We start from the raw sequence: 18094 nt of genomic DNA, 5'->3' as shown, positions 1-18094 counted from the left end.
GGCGGGCCATCAGTAGGCCCCGTGTCCGTGCAGCACCGCTCGCAGCGTCTTCCACAGGATCACCGCGTCCAGGGCGAGCGACCAGTCCTCCACGTACCGCAGGTCCAGGCGCACCGCCTCCTCCCACGGGAGGTCGCTGCGTCCGCTGATCTGCCACAGGCCGGTCAGCCCGGGCTTCACCAGCAGCCGCCGCCGGATGTCCGGCCCGTACGCCGCCGACTCCTCCGGCAGCGGCGGCCGCGGGCCGACCAGCGACATCGACCCGGCCAGCACGTTGAAGAGCTGCGGGAGTTCGTCGATGGAGTACCGGCGCAGCACCGACCCCACCCGGGTCACCCGCGGGTCCCGGCGCACCTTGAACAGCAGGCCCGCGCCCTCGTTCAGGGCGGCCAGCCCCGCGCGGTCCCCGTGCGCCCCGGCGACCATGGTGCGGAACTTGACGATGGTGAACTCGCGGCCGTCCTTGCCGACCCTGCGCTGGCGGTAGACCGCCCCGCCCCGGCTGTCCACGAGGACGAGCAGGGCGACCAGCACCATCAGGGGAGCGAACAGCAGCAGCAGGAACGCCGCCCCCAGCCGGTCCACGACCGCCTTGACGACCCGGTGGCCGCCGGTGAACACCGGCATGCTGACCCGCAGCAGCGGAATGCCCAGCACCGCGTCCACGTGCAGGCGCGGCCCCGCCACCTCCATCAGCACCGGCGCCACGACCATCTCGGCCTCGCTGCCTTCGAGGTTCCAGGCCAGGCGCTGGAGGCGGTGCGGCGACCAGTGCGGGTCCGGGGTGACCGCGACCACCCGGTAGCCGTCGCGGCGCACGTGGTCCGCGACGTCCGCGAGCCGGCCCACCACCGCCACCCCGTCCACGTCCAGCCCGTCCCCGCCGAACCCGAGGCCGTCCCCGGTGCACACCCCGTCCACCCGCCAGCCCAGGTGCGGGAACCTGCGGGTCCGGGCGATCAGGTCACGTACCGTCTCCGGGCTTCCGGCGGCGAGCACCGGCCGCAGACAGCGGCCCTCCTTGCGCTGCCGGTGCAGCCACAGCCGCAGCAGATAGCGGGCGACCATCGTGACGACGACGATCATCGGCATCGCGACGAAGATCCAGAGTTTGACGTTGCGCGAGGTCGTCGCGATCCCGCCGAGGGCCAGGACCACGGTCGCCATGAACAGCGAGCGGCTGAGCCGGCGGAACTCCTCCGCCCCCTGGCCGAGCACACCGGGGGCCCACGACCGGCTGGCGGCGAGCGAGCCCACCACGAGCAGTTCGGTGCCGACGGCGAGGATGTTCCACTTTTCGTGCCAGTCGGCCGCGTCCCGTACGCCGAAGAAGTTGCCGATCGTGAAGACCACGACGGCGGTGGCCACGGTGTCGCCGACGATCACGGTACGTCGGTACCGCTGCTCCCAGTCGGCCGTCGGCCTGCTGATCGACCCGTTTCCCGGACGCCGCTGCGCCGGCGGAAACGGGCGGACTAAGTCCCCTCGCTGCACCGGACCCCCCAGGCCGCCAGTGATTCGACGCGTTCGCCCAACACCGCTTCCTCCCCCCGGGAGACCCCCCGGTCCCCGCGCTGTTCCTTCCGTGCGGGACGCCCCCCGGCCTCCCGCGCCGCGCTGTTCCTCATCGTTCTGCACGCGCAGGGCGGCTGCCCGGCGCGCGTGACGTGCTGAACCATTTCGGCGGTGCTGGAACAACTCACCCCGGCGGCAGGGGACTCAGATGCCCTGCCGGTCGCGGGCGGGCCGGCCGTGTGCAGGACCGGACCTATTGATCATTAACGGTTGCTCGGTGCTCGAACAGTCGAAGCACGGTCAATCTAGACCATCGGGGCCGGGATGGAGAGAGGATGTGTGAAATTCGTGACCGTCCTTTGCGGGCGGCCTCCGGGACGGCTCTCCGGCGGTCTTCCCGGGGAGTTCGTTCAAGTCTCCTTTCTCCTTGCGGAAGACGAGGACCTCCGTGGAGGCCACGCCCAGGGGCGCCAGGAACCCGGCCTCCAGGGTGCAGCCGAGGGACGCGAAGAGGTCCACGCAGGCCCGGCGGGGCATCGCCGCCGGGTACGAGTCGTGCCCCGGCCCGCCCCGGGTGGCCCAGGCGCGCATCGCCGCCGGGTCCAGGCAGTTCTCCGTCATGACGTCGAAGACGATCCGCCCGCCGGGCCGGACCACCCGGGCCATCTCGAAGAAGTAGCGGGCCGCGACGAGGAAGGTCACCGTGTTGAAGACCTTGTGCGCCTGCACGAGGTCCACGCTCGCGTCGGGCGTCGGAGCGAGACCCGCGCCGTCGGCCGGCCGGGCCACCACCCCGAACGTCTCCACCAGGTACGCCGCCCAGGGTGCCGCCGTCTCGTAGATCTCGTACCGCTCCGGCGAGCACTCCTTGAGGGTCCTCTCCAGGTACCGCCCCGACCCGGGGCCGATCTCCAGCACCGTCCGCGGACCGGCGGCGAACACGCCCAGCTCGCCCAGCCTGTCGACGGTGGACCGGGTGGCCCCGGGCGTGCCGTTCATGACCTGGTCGATGTGGTCGCCGACCGACAGCCCCGCCGCCCGGGCGGCCCGCATCGTCGCCTCGAACGGCAGGAAGTCGTCCACTCCCTGACGGTTGTTGGTACTGCGCACGATGTCGAACCCGGTATGTCCCAGGAGCCTCTTGACTCCCGTCTTCACCGCTGAGATTCCCCTGTCCCTCGGCCTCATCGAGCTCGCCCCCATGGTCGTCGGCACGGTCCGCGTCAGCTTAGGTTCGCGGGCGCACGGGCGCAGCGGGACGCCGCATTTCACGCCGGGCGCACGGCGGCACACAGCGGCATACAGCGGCACATGGCAGCACACGGCGGCACACGGCCGGGAACCGGACCCGCCGATGCCGTCGCGCACACCATCGGGAGCGGACGGGCGCGCGGCCACGCCCGGCGCGAGCCCCCGGCCCCGGACAGCGGTCCGGAATGCCGCCGATGATCCCCCCGGAGAGGGGTAGGCGGAGCTGCATGACCGTCTACGGCTTTCACGCCTCGCACGAACAGGTCCCTCCCGCCGCCCTGTTGGCGGCGGCCGTCCAGGCCGAGCAGGTCGGCTTCACGGCCGCGATGTGCTCGGACCACTTCTCGCCCTGGAGCACCCGCCAGGGCGAGTCGGGATTCGCGTGGTCGTGGCTGGGGGCCGCGCTCCAGGCCACCGGGTCCATCCCGTTCGGGGTGGTCAACGCCCCCGGCCAGCGCTACCACCCGGCGATCGTCGCGCAGGCGATCGGCAGCCTGGCCGCCATGTACCCGGGCCGCTTCTGGGCCGCGCTCGGCAGCGGCGAGGCCTCCAACGAGCACATCACCGGCGCGGGGTGGCCGCGCAAGGACGTGCGCAACGCCCGCCTGCGGGAGTGCGTCGACATCATCCGCGCCCTGCTGCACGGCGAGGAGGTGAGCCACGACGGCCTGGTGACCGTGGACCGGGCCAGGCTGTGGACCCGCCCCGACACGGTGCCCCCGCTGATCGGCGCCGCGTGCAGCGAGCGGACGGCGCGCTGGTGCGCGGACTGGGCGGACGGACTCATCACCGTCAACGCCCCCGCCGAACGACTGCGCCGCATCGTCGACGCGTACCGCTCGGCGGGCGGCAGGGGCCCCCTCCACCTCCAGGTCCACGTCAGCTGGGCCCCCGACCGGGAGACCGCGCTCGCCCTCGCCCACGACCAGTGGCGCACCAACGTCCACGGTCCGCCCGCCAGTTGGGACATCGACTCCGCCGAGGTCTTCGACGCGGTCAGCGAGCACGTCACCCCCGAACAGGTGGCCCGCTCCGTCAACGTCTCCGACGACCTCGCCCAGCACGCCGCCTGGCTCCGGGAGTACGCCGAACTCGGCTTCGACGCCGTCATGGTGCACCACGTGGGCCGGGAACAGAGCGCCTTCCTGGACGCCTTCGGCGCCAAGGTGCTCCCGCAACTGGACGTCACCCCCGCACCCCCCTCCACGGCAGGCGGTTCCCGATGAGGCTCACCCGAACGTCCGACCTGTGGTGGAAGAACGCCGTCGTGTACTGCCTGGACGTGGAGACGTACCAGGACAGCGACGGCGACGGCACCGGTGACTTCGCCGGACTCACCCAGCGCATCGACCACCTGGTGCGGCTGGGCGTCACCTGTGTGTGGCTGATGCCCTTCTACCCGACCCGCGAGCGCGACGACGGCTACGACATCACCGACTTCTACGGCGTCGACGAACGCCTCGGCACGCTCGGCGACTTCACCGAGTTCGTCCGCACCGCACGCGACCGGGGCATCCGCGTCATCGCCGACCTGGTGGTCAACCACACCTCGGAGCACCACCCCTGGTTCCAGGACGCCCGCTCCGCCAAGGACTCCGCCCACCGCGACTGGTACGTCTGGGCGGACGAACCGCCCCAGGACGGCCCCGAGGGCGTGGTCTTCCCCGACGCCGAGGACAGCCTGTGGGAGTACGACGAGACCACCGGCCAGTACTACCTGCACCGCTTCTACAAGCAGCAGCCCGACCTGAACATCGCCAACCCCCGGGTCCGCGACGAGATAGCCCGCATCATGGGCTTCTGGACCCAGCTCGGCCTCTCCGGCTTCCGGGTGGACGCGGTGCCCTTCCTGCTGGAGACCGACGGCCAGCGGGACGCGGACCGGCTCCCCGACCCGCACGAGTACCTGGCCGACCTGCGCGCCTTCCTCGGCCGGCGCAGCGGCGACGCGGTCCTGCTCGGCGAGGTCAACCTGCCCTACGACGACACGGCGCTCTTCTTCGGCGAGCCCAGCTCCGGCCGGGGCGACGAGCTGACCATGTGCTTCGACTTCATCGGCATGCAGCAGATGTACCTGTCCCTGGCCCGCGGCGAGGCCGCCCCCCTCGCCCGCAGCCTGCGCGAGCGCCCGGCGGCGCCGCGGGACGCCCACTGGGCGACCTTCGTGCGCAACCACGACGAGCTCACCCTCGACAAGCTCACCGACGCCGAACGCGCCGAGGTCTTCGCCGCGTTCGGCCCCGAGAAGGACATGCAGCTCTACGACCGCGGCCTGCGCCGACGGCTGCCCCCCATGGTCGACGGCGACCGGCGCCGCCTGGAACTCGCCTACAGCCTGCTGTTCACGCTGCCCGGCACCCCCGTCCTCTTCTACGGCGAGGAGATCGGCATGGGCGAGAACCTCGCCGCGGAGGGCCGCCAGGCGGTCCGTACCCCCATGCAGTGGACCGCCGACGAGAACGGCGGCTTCTCCACCGCCGACCCCGCCGACTTCCCCAACCCGGTCGCGGACGGGGCGTACGGCCCGGAACAGGTCAACGTGCACGACCAGGCCCGCGACCCCGGCTCCTTCCTCGCCCGCATGCGCCTGCTGATCGAGAGCTACCGACAGGCGCCGGAACTGGCCTGGGGGGAGTTCGACCTGCTCGACAGCGCGGACCCGGCGGTGCTGGCCCACCTGAGTTCGCTGCCCGAGGGGGCGGTCCTCGCCGCCCACAACTTCTCCGGCGACGGGGCCACGGCGTCCCTGACGGTCCCCGGCCTCGGCCCGGACGCCGAACTGACCGACGTCCTCACCGGGGCGACCCTCACCACCCGGTCCGACGGCCGCCTGCACCTCGGCCTGGAGCCGTACGGCTACCGCTGGCTGCGCGTGTCGACCCGACGGGACGACCCGGACCGGACGACGAGCACCTGACACCGGGCGGCGGCACGGGGGCCGGGAGGCATCAGACGACGGAGACCAGGTCCACCACGAAGACGAGCGTGGAATGCGGCGGGATCAACGGCGAAGGGGACTCCTTCCCGTAACCGAGCCTCGGCGGGACGACGATCTCACGCCGCCCGCCGACCCGCATTCCCCTCAGCCCCCGGTCCCACCCCTTGATGACCCGGCCGCCCCCGACGGCGAACTTGAACGGCTCACCCCGCTCCCAGGAGGAGTCGAACTCCTTCCCCGAAGCGAAGGCGACCCCGACGTAGTGCACCCGCACGACCCTGCCCGGCTTCGCCTCCGCCCCGTCCCCGACCACGAGGTCCCGCACGGTCAGCTCCTCGGGAGCCTCCCCCTCGGGCACGTCGACCACGGGCTTGGTCGGTCCACTCATCACAGCCTCAATCGCTCCTCGCCGAAAACACCGATCGCCCCCAGTACATCAAACCCGGCAGCCGCACAGCCCCGCCCCGCCCGGCCACCGAGGGCCGCCCGAGATCGTCACGACCGCCGTTTGCGGGCGAACACCCACCGGTTGCCGCCCAGGGCGTCGTTCGGTTCGGGCAGGGGGCCGCGGCCGTGCCGCTGGGTGAACTCGTAGGGGACATGGACCGAAGCGGACCAGCCCCGGCCGGTGAGGTGGCCCACGGAGTCGGGCCGCGGCGCCAGGTCGAAGAGGGTGAGCAGGTCGATGCCGATCTGCTCAGCCGTGGCGGTGTAGAGCGGGCTGTCGCGGTGTGCCAGCAGGTCCTCGTCGAGTTTGACCTCGTACGCCAGGGCGCTGCCTGCCGTGGTCAGCCGGTCCACCGTGCCGATGAGGGACGTTTCCGCGGCGGGCGGCAGATAGAAGAGCAGTCCCTCGGCCAGCCAGACGCTCGGTGCGGCCGGGTCGAGTCCGGCGTCGGTGAGTGCCGCGGCCCAGTCCTCCCGGAGATCGGCCGTGACGGGCACACGTGTGGTCGCCGGTACGGCGGAGAGCCCGTCCAGCACCCGGCGCTTGAACGACAGCACTCCTGCCCGGTCGACCTCGAAGACCACGCAGCCCGCGGGCCAGTCGAGCCGGAAGGCCCGGGAGTCCAGTCCCGCGCCGAGCAGCACCACTTGACGGGCGCCGCCGGTGTGCACCGAGCGCAGGAGGAAGTCGTCGAGGACCCTTGTCCGCAGCCCGAAGTAGCGGGCGAACCGGCCCCACAACGGGTCCGCGTCCCCGTCCGGGACCTGTGGCGGACGCACCGGCCAGTCGGCGGACGCCGGGGCGGCGCGGACGAAGTGCTCCGCGTAGGCGTCCGCGGCCAGGGAGTCGGGCCGGTGGGTCTCGATGGCCCGCGCCGCGGCCACCAGAAGGGCGGTCACCCCCACCCCTCCTTCCACGCCTTCCGTACCGGTGTCGCAGGGGGTTGGACCGATCACGTTTCCTCCGTCGTCGAAGCGGTGGCGGGCTCGGGCGGTGGCGGGCCGTCGGGGCCGGTGGCGTCCTCACGCGTCCCCGTCCGGCGGGACGAGGACGGGTTTGACCACGCGGCCCGCTGCGCAGTCCCGCTCCGCCTCGTTGATGTCGGCGAGCGGATACGTACGGATCAACCGGTCGAACGGGAAGCGTCCGGCCTGCCAGAGCGCGATGAGGCGCGGGATCAGCAGTCCCGGCACCGCGTCCCCCTCGCAGAGGTGGGAGAGGGTCCTGCCGCGGTCCAGCGCACCCGGTTCGAGGGGCAGGGCGGTGTGCAGCCGTGCCACCAGGCCCAGATGGCCGGTCGGACGCAGGGACCGCAGCGCGTCGTTGACCAACCCGGGGGAGGCCGTGGTGTCCAGTGCGTAGCGCGCCCCGCCGTCGGTCAGACGTCCGATACGGGCCGGCAGGTCGGAGGCTTCGGCGTGCAGCGCGGTCGCACCGAGGTCTTCGGCCAGGGCCAGGCGTTCGGGGTGCCGGTCGACGGCCACGGTGAACGCTCCGGCGGCGGTGGCCGCCATCACCGCGGCCAGGCCCACCGCTCCCGCGCCGAACACCGCGAGGGTGTCGCCGGGTCCGGCGCCGAAGGTGTTGAGAACCGCTCCGGCGCCGGTGAGGAACCCGCAGCCGAGCGGACCGAGCAGTTCGACGGGGAGCGAGGGGTCGACCCGTACGGCGTTGCGCGCCCGGACCACCGCGTAGGCGGCGAACGCGGACTGGCCGAACCAGCGGGGAGCCAGCGCGCCGCCGGCCCGGTCGGTGAACCGCACGGGGTCTTCGACGCGCCCACCGAAGAGGTTCAGCGCGGCGAAGGAGTCGCAGTAGGCGGGCGCCGCGCCCAAGCAGTTGCGGCAGCGGCCGCAGGAGTCGAAGCTCAGTACGACGTGGTCGCCGTCGCTCAGGCCGGTGTGCGGGCCGCCCGTCGCCACCACGGTTCCGGCGCCTTCGTGGCCCAGCACCGCGGGCAGCGGCGAGCGCCCCGCCGAGTGGCGCACCGCGAGGTCGGTCCGGCACATTCCGCAGCCCGCGATCCGCACCAGGACCTCGCCGTCGGACGGTCCCGCGTGCCGCACGTCCTCGACGGTGAACGGGCCGTCGTACGACCGCAGTACGGCCGCGCCGAATCTCACCGCCCTCCCTCCGGCCGTTCCTCCCGCGGGCGGTGCACGACGAAGGGCCGGAGGTTGCCGTGGAGCCCCCACGGGCCGCCCGCGACCCCCACTCCGCTGTCCTTGGTTCCGGCGAAGGGCTGGGCGAGGGACAGTTCGGCGTGGTGGTTGATCCACGCCGTCCCGCACTCCAGCCGGCCGGCCGCCGCCTCCGCCCGGTCGAGGTCGGTCCCCCAGACCGAACCGCCCAGCCCGAAGCCGGTGTCGTTGGCGGCGTCCAGGGCCTCGTCGAGGTCCCGGTAGGGCAGCACCGGCAGCACGGGGCCGAACTGCTCCTCCGTCACCACCGGGCTGTCGGCGGGGACGTCCGCCAGGACGGTCGGGGCGAAGAAGTAGCCCGGCCGGTCCAGCCGGTGGCCCCCCGCCGCGGCGCGCGCGCCGTCCGCCAGGGCGCGTGACGTGCAGTCCTCGACCCGGGCGAGCTGGGTGGCGTTGTTGACGGGGCCCAGCTGCGTGCCCGGGTCGAGGCCCGCTCCGACGACCGCGGCCTTCGCCCGTTGGGCGAGCGCCTCGACCACGTCGGAGTAGAGCCGGGCCGGGGCGTAGACGCGCTTGACGGCCATGCAGACCTGTCCGCAGTTGCGGAACGCCGACCAGAACAGCCGGTCGGCCACCTTCTCCACCTCCACGTCGTCCAGCAGGACGGCCGCGTCGTTGCCCCCCAGCTCCAGGGTGACGCGGGCCAGCGAGTCCGCCGCACCGCGCGCGACGGCCCGGCCGGTGGGAACCGACCCTGTGAAGGTCACGTGGCGGATTCCCGGATGGGCGGCGAGGCGCGCCCCCAGGGGTTCCCGTCCGGTGACGATCGTCAGCACCCCCTCGGGCAGCACGGCGGAGAGCACGGACCCCAGCAGCCGGGTGGCCAACGGGGTGTGGGGAGAGGGCTTGAGCACCACGGTGTTCCCGGCGGCGAGCGCGGGCGCGAACTTCGCCGACGCGAGCTGGAGGGGAAAGTTCCACGGGACGATCGCCGCGACGGGCCCGAGGGAGCGCCAGTGGATCTCGCTGCGTACCGGCCGGCCGTCCTCGATGGGCTGCGGCTGAAGGGACTGAGGGGCCGACTCGGCGAAGAACCGCAGGCGGGCCGCCGTACGGGCGACCTCGTGGTGCGACTCGGCCAGGGGCTTGCCCTGTTCCCGCGTGAGCAGCGGGGCGAGGTCGGCCGCGGCGGCCTCCACGGCATCGGCTGCCGCGAACAGGGCGGCGGTACGGGCGTCCGGGTCGGCACGCCAGTGGCGCCACGCCTCGCCGGCCCCGCGAACGACGGCGTCCAGTTCGTCCGGTCGCTGGTCGACGGCCTCGCCGAAGACCTCGCCGGTCGCCGGGTCGAGAACGGCGAACACCTCCCCGGGGGAACGTTTCCCCGGGGAACGCGGCGCGGCCGGGAGCCCCGGGGCCCGCCCGGACTGTCGCGCTCTCATTCCGGCGGTCACCCCGCGGCGGTGACGGCGGCCGTGTGTTCCCCGGCGTGCCGGTCCATCTCGGCCCGGAAGGCGGCCACCAGATGCGGTTTGATCCTCCCCGCGTTGCGGTCGCCGCCTTCGCAGACGGCCCCGCGCACCCCCACGATGTCCGTGCCGATCCGGGTCAGCGCACCGAGGTCCCCCACCTGCACACTGCCCGCCAGTGCGGCGAGCAGGCCGGCGTCGTGGGCGCGCCGTACGAACTCCTCACAGACTTCCGGCGGCACGTGGTCGAACAGCCGTGTCCCGTCCTTCACCGCGGTGTCGAGCATGGCCGCGTCCGAACCGGAGCGGCGGGCGATGTCGGGCAGCGCGAGCGGATTGACGCAGCCGATCCGGTGCGCGTCGGCGTAACCGGAGGCGACGACGAAGGCGTCCGGCCGATGGTCCTTCACCGCCCGTACGACCCCTCGCATGACCTCGACGGCCTGCTCGGGAGTCGTGCATCCGTAGAGGCCGACCTTGATGTACGTGGCGCCGGAGACCACCGCGCCGAGTGCTGCCTGAGCCACGGTGCCGGGCTTGTACGGCACGTCTCCCACGGTGGCGGACACCGGTTTGTGCGCCGGAACGGCCTCACGTATCTCCCGGATGACCCAGGGGAAGTTCGCGCCGAGTGAGCCCTCGTCGGGTTTCTTGACGTCCACGATGTCGAGGTGCTCCGCCGCCTTCGCGCAGTCGTGGGCCTCCTGGACGCCGTCCGGGGAGATGAGAAGCAGCAACGCGCACTCCTTTCCCCGCACAGCCGTCCGCCCGGGTGGCCGGGTGGGGGTGCGGGGTCGCTTGGGCATCTTGCGGTGTGTGCTCATCGTGCGGGCAGCCCGTGGGCCCCGGTAGGGCGCGCAGAGACCGAATTGAGCACTGCGCGCCTTCCGAGTGCGCCGTGCGCTCCGGTACTCCGGGCGCCCGCCGCAGGCGTCCGCGCCCACCGCTCCGTACGGGACGCCGGAGGCGACGCACCCGGCCCGTTATGTCCGGGCAACGCCGGATTCACTCTTTCTGCTGACCACCGGGTGCCTCCCGGGACAGGGCGGTTCGCAGCCCGCATAGTGACAGCGCGACGGCTGCGGTTCCCCGCAGACGCGGGCCTGCTGCCCGGCACGGCGTCCACCGTCGTCCACCGGTACGGCCCTGACCCGGCCGGAGTGGTACCACCCGGCCGTCCCGAGTTCTGTTGTGCCCGACGAGAGGTAGGAATGCATGCGTGACGAAGCAGTCAACCGCGTGAAGGTCGTCTTCACCCTGTTCGACGCCGACGGCAACGGGGTCCTGGAATCCGACGACTTCGCGCTGATGAGCGACCGGGTCGCCGCGGCCGTGCCCGATGCCGACGAGGCGCGCAAGAACGCCATGCGGGCCGGGTTCACCCGCTACTGGAACACCCTCGCCGGTGAACTCGATGCCAACCGCGACGGGCGGATCACCTACGACGAGTACCAGGCGTGCGTCCTGTCGCCGGAGCGCTTCGACGGGGCGATCGCGGAGTTCGCGGCCTCCTTCGCCCGTATGGGAGACACCGACGGCAGCGGCAGGGTCGCCCGGCCGGCCTTCACCGGCATGCTGCGCGGGGTCGGCTTCGACCTGCCGAACATCAACGCCCTCTTCGAGGCCCTCGGACCCGACGACTCCGACCGGATCGCCGTCGACGCCTGGGAGACCGAGATCAGGAACTTCTACGCCCCCGACAAGGGCGGCATCCCCGCGGACCTGCTGGCCGGCTCCGCCGTCGGCTGATCCGGCCAGGCCCGGTGGCTCCCCCGTACGGAGCGAGCCACCGGATCTCCTCACGAGCGCAGGGCTCCCGGTGCCGCGTGGCCGACCGCGGGGCGGGGTACCGGGTGGCGCTCTTCGACCGCGCGGAATCCGGCCGGGCCGACGGGCTCGCCTGAGCGCGCGCAGGGCCGACAGGGGGCGCCGCCCCCTGGAAGGCAAGGAATGGTTCTCCCGGCGGCCCTGGCCGAAATGACATACGCCGACCACGCCGGAAGAGGCGTGGTCGGCGAGATGCGGAATTGGCCATGGTGCGGATATGGCCAATCGACGCACCGGATTATCGACTCGTTCTCATTCGAGCCGCTGCCCGTCAGAGAATTTCGATGTCCTTCACCTTCGGCGGGCGGTTCGGGAAGGAAATGTCGGTCCAGCGGTTGACGCGTACGGAGTCACCGTTGGCGTCGTAGTAGATCAGGTCGTTGTTTCCCGTGGAGATCCGGTCGACCCACCAGTTGCCGAAGTTGGTCCGACCCTTGTTGGCGTAGCAGTCCACGCTCTGCTGGCCGTTGCTGTGCGACCAGATCTTGAGGAAATTCTCACCGCCACGGCACTCGACCCTGTCGATGGCGAAGGCGTTTCCACTGGGCATCACCACGGTGAACGCGGCCGCGGCGGCGACCGCCACGGTTGCAGAGCGGGCGAACCTCTTGGTTTTCGAAAGCACAAGAACTCCCCTATTGCCGAGCCCGGACGTGACCTTGTCCGTGGTCGTTCCCGGGACATGTTTTCCGCTTGCACGATCACGATCGAGCAGGATGCCTGTACATGGCAATCGTTCAAATGGGACATGGCTGGAACCGGCTGCCAAATGTCCTGATCAACTTCATTCGGACTATTCGGCGGCTTTATAGAACAGAATTTCGGTCATTGGTGGCGACGAGAAGAAGACACGGCTCCCGCCTGACGGCACCAGGCACGCGGGTGCGCCGGCCCGGGCAACAGTTCGTTGTTGTGGCAAGCCCGTCATTCCTCATTCATTTCCCCGTCACGAACCGTCCGGGCGGGGCGGGGCGGACCGCCGGGGGCTCGACGATCCGCGAACGAGGGCCACGACAACGGTGACCCGCCAGCAGCCTCGACGAAGGAGCAGACGGGGCCCGGGACGCTACGGGGGCCTGGGCCCGCCGGTGCTGGGACGACGCGCACGCCTCGCTGGCCCGTCCGGTGCGGCGAACCCATCCGGTGGCGATCTCGTCTAGACCCGGTTTGACAAGCTTGCGGTCCGCTTCGAGACAAGCATCCTTGTCGCAGCTATCAACGAATGGCTGTGACCTGGCGTAAGTGCCAGCCCCGGTGAACTTGTTCGCGAGCGCCAGCAGCGATCGTTCTGCTGTTTGGAGGCACTCATTCGGCCTGGGCTCGATGGTCACGATGACGGGCAGCACCTCGCTCGGCGACTGATGGGCCGGGCGAGGTGAGCCTGTTGGTGCGACGGACCAACTGCTTTCCGGGCTGGTCCCCTGTGACAGCCCGGTACCCAGTCAGCTGAGCCGAGTTGTGGCGTACGCCTCGATGGCGTCGCGCTGATACGCGGCCAGGCCCGGTGCGATCGCCTCGTACGCGGAGCGCCAAGCGCTGTTGTCCACGCAGGAGCGCCCGACGGTGCGGTACTCCTCGGCCGACACGGACCGCAGTTCGGTCATGGCCTGGTACTGGGCGTCGATCTGGGCCTGCACGGGCGCGGCGTCGGCCGGGTGGCCGGCGGCCATCAGGTCGGCCAGCAGGATCATCTGCGCCGTTCGCTCGCGCTGCCCGGCCTCGATGTCCTGCGGGGTCATTACGGCGACCCTTCGGGCAACTTCCTCGGCGTGCTCGGGGAAGTCGCGCAAGCTCTCCTGGTACTGGGAGGGCTGGATGCCCTCGAACAGGTTTTCCGGTCGGTTGATGGTCATGGGGTTGCCGTCCTTTCTGGACTGTTCCAGGTCGGCGATCGTGCGGGAGACGGTGCCTGCCAGGGCGTCGAGCCGGTCCCGCTCAGCAAGCAGTCGCAGGTGGTGGCCGCGCAGCGCGTCCACCTCGTCGACCTGCTCAGCCAGGATCCGGCCGACCTCGGGAAGCCCTAGGCCCAACGCCCGCAGTACGAGAATCTGCTGCAACCGCAGCAACTGATGCTCCTCGTAGTAGCGGTGGCCGTTGGCCCCGATCCGGGCGGGCGGCAGCAGGCCGACCTCGTCGTAGTGCCGCAGGGTCCGGGCGGTCACGCCCGACATCCGAGCGACCTCCGCGATAGGCCAGTCCATCGCTGTCTCCCTCACGATCGCGTCACCGAGCCGGTTTCTCCGGCCCTGTTGAGGACGGTAGAAGCTGCCGCAGCGGCAACCGCAAGCCCGCACCCTCACGATCTGGATAGCCGCCCGCGACTTTCCCCGACGGCCCACTCAGCACACCAGTAACTTCCAAGACACGGCCTAGTCGACGCACTCGTGGACCCGCCTGACCGACGTACCGGCGCTCCAGGTGTGCGGACGGCTCAGCGTGTCACGGGTGAGGGCGTCGTCCTGCGGCCGGCACCCCTGTAGCCGAGTTCCGTCTCGGCGGCAGAGCTGACTGGCACCGGGCTGTCCCTCCCACTGGGTGCCTGTGGACCGCAGTATGCAGAGGCATGTCGACCTCGGCTTCCGCGATCAGCGGCGGTCCGCCCTGCCAGGGGTGTTCGCGGTGGGTGAGCTGGGCGGCTGGAGCACTGTCAGCCGCGGCGGAGGGATCGCAAAGCGGAGAGCACGAAAGTTCGCCTCTCCAGTGACGGCCTGGCGGTTCCCTTTGCCATGATCTGTCCAGTCCTCGTGCCCCGCTGCCCGTAGCAGGTCGGCCGCCCGGCCGAGTTCGAGATCGGCGGTGCCGGTGAGCGGGTGGAAGGCGTACAGGTGTCTGCGGGCTTGCTCGACTGTTTCCAAAGCCTTGAACACGGAAACCCAGGGGCTCCGCCGTCGCGTCGCTGGCCCTCTCTGGCCGACGGTGAGCCGAGACCGCCCCCTCATGGTTGATGTTTGCCTTCCGCACGTCCTCGCGAATGGCTCCCGCTGTCCGGGGTGAAATAATTCCTCGCCGTACGAGTGCGTCGGATCCCTGAAAACGGACACGTGGCCGCTGGACTTCCGCTCCCTCTTGCGCGGGCTCTGCCAGGGTCGCTCTGCGCTCCCACCGGCTCAGTCACAGGCTTGCCAGAACGGCACACTCTCGTACGTCCGTGAGGTCAGGACTTCTTCTTGCGCAGGGCCTCGGGCTTGTGGACCGCGGTCTTTCCCGTCTTCTCGCTTTCCACTTCGTACTGCGGCTCGTCCTCGGACGCATCCACCGTCCGCCCGGAAGCCTCGGTCCGCTCGGTGATCTTTTTCCGCACTGAGCCGGGCACGGTGTTTCCGTGACTCGACCAGGTCACCTTGTCGCCTTTGCGAAGGTCCTTCTTTTTCGTCATCTCGCACTCCTGGGGAGTTGCTGTTCGTGTCCGCCATTCTCGGGCAGGGTCTGCCTCCGTGCATCCAGGACGAGGCCGGGGCGAAAGGGGAACGCTGGTGTGCAGGTTTGGCTGTCCCGACGCCCAAGCGGTGAAAACGGCCGACCACATTGCGACAGCCACCACCGCGCCAGTTCATTTTCCGGGGTTGCGCCGACTCCGGGCCCGGTCGGCGACTCGCTGGGTAGCGGGTCGTGGAAGCGACGGCGGTCCGTCGCGGCGGGGGAACATCAGGGTGACGTCGGCGACCATGAAGACCACATGCCGGACTCCGGCTGTAACCCCGTACCCGGGTGCGGCACCATGGCCCGCATGAGTACACCCGCGAGCACCCACGGGAATTCCCTCTTCGAGCGTTTCACGGACCTGAGCCCGGCCCGCGACCGCCTGGACGACCTCGTGGCGCCCGTCGCAGCCGCCGTCCGCGACTGGGAAGGCCCGGTGTCCGCAGCGGATGTCCTTTACACGGAGACGGATCCGGCGGTCGCCGACACCGCCGCCTTCGTCGAGCGCTACGGGGACGACCTGCTCGCCGCTTCGGCGAACTGTGTGATCGTCGCCGCCAAGCGCGGCGGTGAGACCACCTTCGCGGCCTGCGTTGTCCCGTCCGCCGCCCGCGCCGACGTGAACGGGGTCGTACGCCGGCAACTCGGCGCCCGCAAAGTCTCGTTCGCCCCGATGGACACCGCCGTCGGCCTCACCGGCATGGAGTACGGAGGCATCACCCCGATCGGACTCCCGGCCGACTGGCCGCTCCTGGTCGACGCGAGTCTCCTGGAGTGGGAACAGGTGCTGATCGGCAGCGGCCGCCGGACCGGCAAGCTCGTCGTCCCGGGCAAGGCCTTCGCCCAGCTCCCCGGCGTCGTCGTCCTCACCGGCCTCGCAGCCTGACCCACCTTCACTCCGGGGCCTCCACCAGCATCGACTCGCGCCGCTCAGGCGAGAGGCTCCGGGTTCATCGCTCCGGGTCCCTTGCCGCGCTGGTGTCGGCGCAGCGGTGGGCGGCGGATGTGGTTTCGGCCGGCAGTCGCTGAGTGTGGTCCGCAAGGACACGAGGGCGGTGCAGCAGGTTCCGGCGTCGGCGGATGCGCTGGGCCGGCCCGTCGACGTACTCCAGTGTGACCCCCGCGCCGAACAGCACGTGGATGTACATCGGGGCCAGGACGTGGTCCAGCACGTCGAGTGCGTCCGGTGGAGGGTGATTCTGCCGGGAAAGGGCAAGAGGCAGGTGTGACGATGACTTTCGGTGCCTTTGTCCCCGGTGTCCCCGATCCGCCGGCGTTCGCGGGCTTCTGCCGGGCCCTTCTGGGCCGGCAGGAGGAGGATCGCGAGCCGCAGCGGGTTCGCCCGGGGGCCCGGAGCAGCACCGGCCGAGTCTCGGTTTCCAGGTGGAGAACGGCCATGCGCCTCTCGCATGGCCGTGTCGACGACCTGGAGACGGAGGCCGCGCGAGCCTGTGCCCTGGGGGCGACGGTGGAGGAGCATCGGTCATGTGCAGGACTTGATGGTCGGTCTGCCGAGAGGCGGGCCGATGGCTTGTCGTGAATTCGTATGTTCATCGAGGAAGAAGCACTGTGACACCGCACCAGGGCGCGTCGGCGCCGAACGAGGGAAGTGACCCGGCCGAGTTGGGACGGAGCACCACTGTCCGGAGCCGTCGGACGGGCTGGCAGCGGCTCCTGCCCGGCATCACCCCGGAGCGCAGGGGTCTCGTGCTGGCCTGGTGGGGTTTCACCGTCACCTTCGGTGGCATGCGGCTGTTGACCTGGCTCATTCACATCGACATGGCCGGGGTGGGCGACGTGCAGGCCGGGGGAGTGCACCTCCACCACTACGTGTGGGGAATCCTGCTGCTCGCCCTGGTGGGGGCGGTCGGCCTGGTCCATCGCTCGGCGCGCACCAGGGCCTGGACGGGACTGGCGTACGGAGTGGGGCTCGCCCTCGTCGTCGACGAGGCCGCCTTGCTGATCAGCCTGGAAGACGTGTACTGGGACACCCGGGGCGGCATCAGCATCGCTCTCGCGCTGGCCCTGATCGCCGTCGCGGGAAGCGTCCTGGCCTTCACACGCGGCCGACGGGACACTCAGGGGCGCGCACGGCGAGGAACCGGAACCAGGACCCCCTGAGGAGCAGGACGCCAAAGTAGGCCCCTCGTAGGCCGGGACCGCGTGCCGGCACCGGTCTCAGGCTGCTGCGGCGGGCGGTGCCGCAGGCCACAGGCGGCGGCGTCGGAGAGCGCGCCCCGGGTGTGGGCGGCCGGGGCTGCGAGCAGAGCGGTCGCACTGTCGCACGGGCAGGAGCCAGGAGCTTGCCGAGGGAGGAATTCCTCCAGTCCGGGTCGGAGAATTCGGCCGGGAACCACGGGCCTCGCCCATGAACCGGTCCCCGCCTGCTACGGCGCGGTGGTGAGCCTGCCCAGCACTTCGTACACCTGCTGTGAGGCCAGCGGGGGAACGGAGAGCGGCGCGTGGGCTGTTCCTGTGCCTACTCCCTGGAGCAGGAAGGCCACCTGGCGTCGCCAGGCGTCGGGGGCGGTGTCGGCGACTGCGCGAGCGAGCGCAGCGTTGGTGCCGAAGAAGAGCAGGAGGTCCTCGCTGGTGAAGTCCGGGCGGACGGCGCCGGCCAGCCGCGCTCGCTCGATGATCCGTGTCGCGGCGTCGTGTGCCTGGCCGCAGATGACCATCAGGCGCTCGGCGGCCGGAAAGCGTCCGCTGACGATGTCGGCGACCGCGGGGTCGGTGGCCTGCAGTTCGCAGACCCTCGCCACTCTCACCGGCCTGACCCCGCCACCGCCCACTCCTGCGCCGCGCATGCCCGTGACTCCGCCGGAAGCCGCTCCCCACGCCCGGCCCCGTCACCTTCACCGCCGCCGCGGACCCCGCATGATCGGCCAACCACCGCCTGGACAAACGGAGTTCCGGCTTCAATGCCCGCGTCTCCATCCGCAACGCCGGCACCGACGGGACTCCATCAGCGTGGCCCATTCCGCTTGAAACCGGCTGCATACCACGCAGTGCCCACCAGAACGCCCCCTGACCGGACCCCACGACGCAGTTCGTCGCCCCGAAACCGGTTTCACAAGCAAATTTC

Annotated in this window: 16 protein-coding genes and 1 pseudogene; 6 read left to right on the top strand and 11 right to left on the bottom strand. The window is 71.1% G+C overall.

Annotation, left to right across the window (positions count from 1 at the left end; all coding sequences use genetic code 11):
• Positions 1 to 9 precede the first annotated feature (9 nt).
• Together ACZ56L_RS27060 and ACZ56L_RS27055 are read right to left on the bottom strand one after the other, a co-directional pair.
• Positions 10 to 1494, bottom strand: a complete 1485-nt coding sequence (locus tag ACZ56L_RS27060; RefSeq protein ID WP_345226025.1) for a sugar transferase — start codon at positions 1492 to 1494, stop codon at positions 10 to 12.
• Positions 1495 to 1941: 447 nt separating this feature from the next.
• Positions 1942 to 2703: pseudogene (locus ACZ56L_RS27055) on the bottom strand (methyltransferase domain-containing protein); the annotation flags it as partial.
• Between the two features lie 290 nt (positions 2704 to 2993).
• Here ACZ56L_RS27055 and ACZ56L_RS27050 point away from each other — a divergent pair.
• A complete protein-coding gene (locus ACZ56L_RS27050; RefSeq protein ID WP_345226027.1) occupies positions 2994 to 3992 on the top strand; it encodes a TIGR03885 family FMN-dependent LLM class oxidoreductase in 999 nt (332 codons plus the stop codon).
• Entirely contained in the window at positions 3989 to 5683 is a 1695-nt protein-coding gene (locus ACZ56L_RS27045; protein WP_468690432.1) for an alpha-amylase family protein, read from the top strand. The genes ACZ56L_RS27050 and ACZ56L_RS27045 overlap by 4 nt, the downstream gene beginning before the upstream one ends.
• A gap of 31 nt (positions 5684 to 5714) precedes the next feature.
• Here ACZ56L_RS27045 and ACZ56L_RS27040 read toward each other — a convergent pair whose 3' ends face one another.
• The 5 genes from ACZ56L_RS27040 to ACZ56L_RS27020 form a co-directional block, all read right to left on the bottom strand.
• Positions 5715 to 6092, bottom strand: coding sequence for an FKBP-type peptidyl-prolyl cis-trans isomerase (locus ACZ56L_RS27040; RefSeq protein WP_345226032.1), 378 nt, complete (start codon positions 6090 to 6092; stop codon positions 5715 to 5717).
• Positions 6093 to 6199: 107 nt separating this feature from the next.
• Entirely contained in the window at positions 6200 to 7108 is a 909-nt protein-coding gene (locus tag ACZ56L_RS27035) for a class I SAM-dependent methyltransferase (RefSeq protein WP_468690436.1), read from the bottom strand.
• A 66-nt stretch (positions 7109 to 7174) separates the two neighbouring features.
• On the bottom strand, positions 7175 to 8275 hold the full coding sequence (locus ACZ56L_RS27030; RefSeq protein ID WP_468690438.1) for an NAD(P)-dependent alcohol dehydrogenase: 1101 nt from the start codon (positions 8273 to 8275) through the stop codon (positions 7175 to 7177).
• A complete protein-coding gene (locus ACZ56L_RS27025) occupies positions 8272 to 9735 on the bottom strand; it encodes an aldehyde dehydrogenase family protein (protein ID WP_471066897.1) in 1464 nt (487 codons plus the stop codon). Before ACZ56L_RS27025 ends, ACZ56L_RS27030 begins: the two co-directional genes overlap by 4 nt.
• 8 nt (positions 9736 to 9743) lie before the next feature.
• On the bottom strand, positions 9744 to 10499 hold the full coding sequence (locus ACZ56L_RS27020) for a (5-formylfuran-3-yl)methyl phosphate synthase (RefSeq protein WP_471066895.1): 756 nt from the start codon (positions 10497 to 10499) through the stop codon (positions 9744 to 9746).
• A gap of 478 nt (positions 10500 to 10977) precedes the next feature.
• Between ACZ56L_RS27020 and ACZ56L_RS27015 the strand changes: the two genes are divergently transcribed.
• Positions 10978 to 11511 (top strand): EF-hand domain-containing protein, encoded by a 534-nt coding sequence (locus ACZ56L_RS27015; protein ID WP_345226045.1) that lies wholly within the window; start codon positions 10978 to 10980, stop codon positions 11509 to 11511.
• A gap of 349 nt (positions 11512 to 11860) precedes the next feature.
• Here the strand turns inward: ACZ56L_RS27015 and ACZ56L_RS27010 are convergent, their stop codons facing one another.
• From ACZ56L_RS27010 to ACZ56L_RS27000, 3 genes are all read right to left on the bottom strand, one after another.
• On the bottom strand, positions 11861 to 12214 hold the full coding sequence (locus ACZ56L_RS27010) for a beta/gamma crystallin domain-containing protein (protein ID WP_345226048.1): 354 nt from the start codon (positions 12212 to 12214) through the stop codon (positions 11861 to 11863).
• 817 nt (positions 12215 to 13031) lie between these two features.
• On the bottom strand, positions 13032 to 13790 hold the full coding sequence (locus ACZ56L_RS27005) for a MerR family transcriptional regulator (protein WP_471066893.1): 759 nt from the start codon (positions 13788 to 13790) through the stop codon (positions 13032 to 13034).
• Positions 13791 to 14743: 953 nt separating this feature from the next.
• The gene (locus ACZ56L_RS27000) at positions 14744 to 14965 is read right to left on the bottom strand and encodes a hypervirulence associated TUDOR domain-containing protein (protein ID WP_401761562.1); all 222 of its coding nucleotides are present in this window, start codon (positions 14963 to 14965) and stop codon (positions 14744 to 14746) included.
• 351 nt (positions 14966 to 15316) lie between these two features.
• Between ACZ56L_RS27000 and ACZ56L_RS26995 the strand changes: the two genes are divergently transcribed.
• The 3 genes from ACZ56L_RS26995 (at position 15317) to ACZ56L_RS26985 (ending at position 17130) form a co-directional block, all read left to right on the top strand.
• Complete coding sequence (locus ACZ56L_RS26995; RefSeq protein WP_471066891.1) at positions 15317 to 15895, top strand: YbaK/EbsC family protein; 579 nt, start codon at positions 15317 to 15319, stop codon at positions 15893 to 15895.
• 345 nt (positions 15896 to 16240) lie between these two features.
• Entirely contained in the window at positions 16241 to 16549 is a 309-nt protein-coding gene (locus ACZ56L_RS26990) for a VOC family protein (protein ID WP_471067038.1), read from the top strand.
• Positions 16550 to 16578: 29 nt separating this feature from the next.
• Complete coding sequence (locus ACZ56L_RS26985) at positions 16579 to 17130, top strand: hypothetical protein (RefSeq protein WP_471066889.1); 552 nt, start codon at positions 16579 to 16581, stop codon at positions 17128 to 17130.
• 266 nt (positions 17131 to 17396) lie between these two features.
• On the opposite strand, the gene ACZ56L_RS26980 is transcribed toward ACZ56L_RS26985, so the two are convergent.
• On the bottom strand, positions 17397 to 17816 hold the full coding sequence (locus tag ACZ56L_RS26980; protein ID WP_471066887.1) for an SbtR family transcriptional regulator: 420 nt from the start codon (positions 17814 to 17816) through the stop codon (positions 17397 to 17399).
• Between the last annotated feature and the right edge of the window lie 278 nt (positions 17817 to 18094).

It is taken from the genome of Streptomyces sp. NPDC039736 (assembly GCF_055596485.1).
This window is presented reverse-complemented; position numbering and strand designations above follow the sequence as displayed.